At 68.0% G+C, this 4,444-nt stretch carries 6 protein-coding genes; 2 read left to right on the top strand and 4 right to left on the bottom strand.

The features are described 5' to 3' along the window. Positions 1–114: integrase core domain-containing protein (locus E3T61_RS21760; protein ID WP_166793361.1), on the top strand; the 114-nt coding region annotated here is incomplete at its 5' end. On the opposite strand, the gene E3T61_RS21755 is transcribed toward E3T61_RS21760, so the two are convergent. Next, positions 111–1,037, bottom strand: coding sequence for an LLM class F420-dependent oxidoreductase (locus E3T61_RS21755; protein WP_134642914.1), 927 nt, complete (start codon positions 1,035–1,037; stop codon positions 111–113). The two genes, E3T61_RS21760 and E3T61_RS21755, sit on opposite strands and share 4 nt — an antisense overlap. After that, the gene (locus tag E3T61_RS21750; protein ID WP_134642913.1) at positions 1,034–1,939 is read right to left on the bottom strand and encodes a DNA-methyltransferase; all 906 of its coding nucleotides are present in this window, start codon (positions 1,937–1,939) and stop codon (positions 1,034–1,036) included. The genes E3T61_RS21755 and E3T61_RS21750 overlap by 4 nt, the downstream gene beginning before the upstream one ends. A 34-nt stretch (positions 1,940–1,973) precedes the next feature. Here E3T61_RS21750 and E3T61_RS21745 point away from each other — a divergent pair, with 34 nt between their 5' ends. Then, complete coding sequence (locus tag E3T61_RS21745) at positions 1,974–2,294, top strand: GNAT family N-acetyltransferase (protein ID WP_134642912.1); 321 nt, start codon at positions 1,974–1,976, stop codon at positions 2,292–2,294. A gap of 26 nt (positions 2,295–2,320) precedes the next feature. Here E3T61_RS21745 and E3T61_RS21740 read toward each other — a convergent pair whose 3' ends face one another. Next, positions 2,321–3,370 (bottom strand): lipoate-protein ligase LplAB, encoded by a 1,050-nt coding sequence (locus E3T61_RS21740; protein ID WP_134642911.1) that lies wholly within the window; start codon positions 3,368–3,370, stop codon positions 2,321–2,323. 9 nt (positions 3,371–3,379) lie between these two features. Then, the gene (locus E3T61_RS21735) at positions 3,380–4,285 is read right to left on the bottom strand and encodes an alpha/beta fold hydrolase (RefSeq protein ID WP_134642910.1); all 906 of its coding nucleotides are present in this window, start codon (positions 4,283–4,285) and stop codon (positions 3,380–3,382) included. Positions 4,286–4,444 lie beyond the last annotated feature (159 nt).

Here is a 4,444-nt window from a genome sequence, read left to right as displayed (position 1 = left end):
CGCGCAGCACTACCCGGATGGCTTCACGAATACAATCACCACAGGCCCCACACCGCCATCGGAGGCAAACCACCGATCACCCGGTTAACCAACCTCCCTGGGCAGTACACCTAGTCGAGCTGCGGCACGACCTCGCGGGCGATGAAGTCCAGGTGGTCGAGGTCGGCGAGGTCCATGATCTGCAGGTAGACGCACTCCACGCCGTCGGCGGCGAGGGCACCGAGCCTATCGACGACCTCACCGGTGGTGCCGGCAATGCCGTGTTCGCGGAGTTCGGCTCTCTCCCGGCCCACCGCGGCGGCGCGGCGGGTGAAGGCGGCCTCGTCGGCTCCCGCCACCGCGATCAGGGCGGTCGAGTAGACCAGTTCCTGGGGGTCGCGGCCCACGGCCTCACAGGCCGCCCGCACCCCGGCGAACTTGGCCGGGATGTCGGCGAAGTCGGGGAACGGCAGGTTGAATTCGGTGGCGAACCTGGCGGCCATCGCCGGGGTGCGCTTGGCGCCGCCACCGCCGACGATCACGGGCACACGCGCCTGGCTGGGCTTCGGCAAGGCCGGCGAATCGACGAGGGTGTAGTGCCCGCCGCTAAAACTGTAGGTCTCGCCGACCGGGGTGCCCCACAGGCCGGTGATCACCTCGAGCTGCTCTTCGAGCATGCCGAACCGCTTGGCCGGGAACGGGATGCCGTAGGCCAGGTGCTCCTGTTCGAACCAGCCGGTGCCCAGGCCCAGTTCCACACGTCCGCCGGACATCTGGTCGACCTGGGCGACCTGGATCGCCAGCACGCCCGGCGGGCGGTAGGTGACCGACGACACCAGGGTGCCCAGGCGGATGCTCTCGGTCTCGCGCGCCAGTCCGGCCAGGGTGGTCCAGGCATCCGTCGGCCCGGGCAGCCCGGAGACGTGGTCGCCCATGGCGAGGTAGTGGTCACTGCGGAAGAATGCGTCGAAGCCCAGCGTCTCGGTGGCCTGCGCGACGGCGAGGAGGTCGTCGTAGCTGGCGCCCTGCTGGGGCTCGGTGAAAATGCGGAGTCTCATGCTCCCAGTCTTGTCTCCTGCTCGGCGTCGACGAAATCCACGCCGGGCAGGGCGCCGAGCCTGGCGTGCATCACGGCGAGCGACTCCGGGTTCTGGTCGATGAGCACGAATTTGCGGTTCAGGGACGCCGCGACGGCTCCCGTCGTACCGCTGCCGGCGAAGAAGTCCAGCACCCAATCGCCCTCGCGACTGGACGCCTGGATCATGCGGCGCAGGATGCCGACGGGCTTCTGGGTGGGATAGCCGGTCTTCTCCTTGCCGGTGGGCGAGACGATCGTGTGCCACCAGACATCCGTCGGCAGCTTGCCCTTGGCCACCTTCTCGGGCGTGACCAGGCCCGGAGCCATGTACGGCTCCCGGTCGACTGTGCTGGAGTCGAAGTAGTAGCTGCGGGGGTTCTTCACATAGACCAGGATCGTGTCGTGCTTGGTGGGCCAGCGGTTCTTCGATTTGGCGCCATAGTCGTAGGCCCAGATCAGCTCGTTGAGAAAGCAGTCCCGGCCGAACAGGGCGTCGAGCAGTACCTTGGCGTAGTGCGCCTCGCGGTAATCCAGGTGCAGGTAGAGCGTGCCGTCGTCGGCCAGCAGCCGCCAGGCCTCGATCAGCCGGGGCTCCAGGAACGCCCAGTAGTCCTCGAACTGGTCGTCGTAGCCGAGCAGGTCACCCTTGATGCGCTCGTAACGCTGGCCCTTGAAACCCGTGATGGTGCCGGCCGCGTGCGCGCCGCTGGCCAGGGTGCTGCGCACCGAGGTGGTCGCCTGCCGTTTTTGGCTGCGGCCGGTGTTGAACGGCGGGTCGAGGTAGATCAGGGTGAACGCACCGTCGGGCAGCGTGGGCAGCACCGCCAGGTTGTCTGCCTCGATGACTCTGCTGGGAGAGACCTGAGTCCACGCGTTTGGCATTCCCTCATTCTGTCAGTCGGCCTACGCTGATCCGATGACGATAGACAAGTTGACCCGTGAGGACGCCATCGCCGAGGTGCGGCATGAACCGGATCTTTCGCGGTACAGCCTCTGGCAGGACGGCGAACTCGTGGGCCTGGCGGACTACCGGCAGGGGGGCCAGGATCTGACCTTCATCCACACCGAGGTCGACCCGGCCAAGCGCACCAACGGGCTGGCCAGCATCCTCATCGAGGAGGCGCTGGATGACGTGCGCACCCGCACCGACCTCACCGTGGTGGCGGCCTGCCCGTTCGTCGCGGACTGGGTCGACCAGCACGCCGAATACCAGGACCTGCTCAGTCGCGGCCGATAGCACCGTTGGTCGGTGAGGACTGCGGGTTAGGGGACGCGGCCGATCCACGCGTCGGTGCTGAACTTGCTCTCGACGAGGTCGGCCGCCTTGGCATACTCCTCGTCGGTGATCTCGCCGGGCTTGGCGCCGTACAGGCTCGTGAAGGTCTGCTTCATGCGGTCGATGATCTCGGCGCGGCTGAGCCCGGTCTGGCTGCGGAGCGGGTCCACCCGCTTGGCGGCGCTGGTGATGCCCTTGTCGCTGAGCTTCTCCCGGCCGATGCGCAGCACCTGCACCATCTTCTCGCCGTCCATGTCGTAGCTCATGGTGACGTGGTGCAGCACGGCACCGCTGCCGAGCCGCTTCTGGGCAGCGCCGCCGATCTTGCCGGTGGGGCTCGTGATGTCGTTGAGCGGCTGGTAGTGCGCGTCGATGCCGAGGGATTTGAGGGCCGTGATGACCCACTCGTCGAGAAAGGCGTAGGAATCGGCGAAGCTCATGCCGTGTACAAGCTCGGTGGGCGCGTAGATAGAGTAGGTGATCACCGAGCCGGCCTCCATGAACATGGCCCCACCGCCGGAGACCCGGCGCACCACGGTGAAACCGTGCTTCTCGGCGTTGACCGGGTCGACCTCGTTCTTCAGCGACTGGAAGCTGCCGATGACGACGGCCGGTTCGTTCCACTCCCAGATGCGCAGGGTGGGACTGCGGCGGCCCTCGCCGACCTCGACCGCGAGCACCTCGTCGAGCGCCATCTGCATCACCGGCGGCACGGCCTTGGTGTGGATGAGCTGCCACTCGTAGTCGCGCCAGCCGCTGGCGTGGGCGAGCGAGCGACGGATGGCCACGGCGACCGACTCCGGCGAGAAACCGAGCAGGGTGGCGGCGGGCGGCAACGCGGCCCGGACGGCCGCCGCGATGGTGGCGGCGTCGCTGTCGGCGGCGAGGCCGTTCACCGCGGCGTTGATGTCCTCGAGCGCGTCATCAGGCTCGAGAAAGAAATCACCGGCCAGGCGGAAATCGGTGATGACGTTGTCGACGACATTCAGATCGACCACGACGAGTTTGCCGCCGGGGACCTTGTATTCACCATGCATGAGCCCAGCCTAATCGTCGGAGGCAGGCTCCAGGACGGGAGCCGGCAACCGGGCGCCCAGCCAGGCCACCAGGTCGGCTAACACCTCGTCGCGGTTGGTCTCGTTGAAGACCTCGTGCCGGGCGCCGGGGTAGACGATCAGGCTCACATCCCGTAGTCCGGACCGGCGGATGTAGGCATCGACGAGCTTCCTGGCGCTGCGCTCCCCGCCCACGGGGTCATCGCCGCCCACCTGGATGAGCACGGGCAGGGTCGCCGGGAGCCGCCGGGCCGGGCGGCCGAGGATGCGTGCGGCGTCGCGCAGGCCGAACAACTTGGCCAGGGGCACGCTCGTGGTGAGCGGATCGGCCACGAACGCCGCCGCGACCGCCGGGTCCCGGCTCAGCCACTCGGCGCCGGTTGTGCCGAGGTGCTTGTGTTTGCGGTTCAGGTCGCCGCTGTCGAGGTAGCCGGGCCAGCGGTAGGCGGTGCCGGTGAGTACGACAGCCTGGTAGTCCTGCGGATACTCGTTGAGGATCATCTGCGCCATGAACGAGCCCCAGCTGTGGCCGATCAACACCAGCGGCGGGGTAGAAGCGGGCTGGGCGCCGTGCACCGCCGCCTGCTGCAGGGCTGCCTCGCGGATCACGCCGGTGAAGGCGTGCACGGCGGCGACCGCCGCGCGCAGGCCGCCGACGCCCAGCCGGCCCAGCTGGGCCGCGTCGCCGCCGTGCTGCAGCATCCCGGTCTGGCCGTGCCCACGGTGGTCGTCGGCGTAGACCGAGTAGCCGGCCGCGTTGAGCGCGCGGGCCACCTCGCGATAGCGCAGGGCGTGCTCGCCCACCCCGTGCACAAGCTGCACGATGGCGCGCGGGTTGTCGACCGGCCAGGCGTAGTAAACGATCGGGACGCCATATTCGTCAATGAAGGTGGGCACGGGCTCATTCTGCCGTAACTGTTGCCCGTGCGGACGTTTGCGCCCGGCACACCCTGAGTGTCAGCCTGTGGTGAGACAGATCATCGTTTCATCATGGGCCGGCTCAGGGCGGGGAAAAGGACGTCCGCATGGACATTTCAGAGTTCCCGCAGCGCCTCT

The organism is Cryobacterium lactosi (assembly GCF_004403945.1).
Classification (GTDB): Bacteria; Actinomycetota; Actinomycetes; order Actinomycetales; family Microbacteriaceae; genus Cryobacterium; species Cryobacterium lactosi.
Note: the sequence above shows the minus strand (reverse complement) of the source record. Positions and strands in the feature narration are given on the sequence as shown.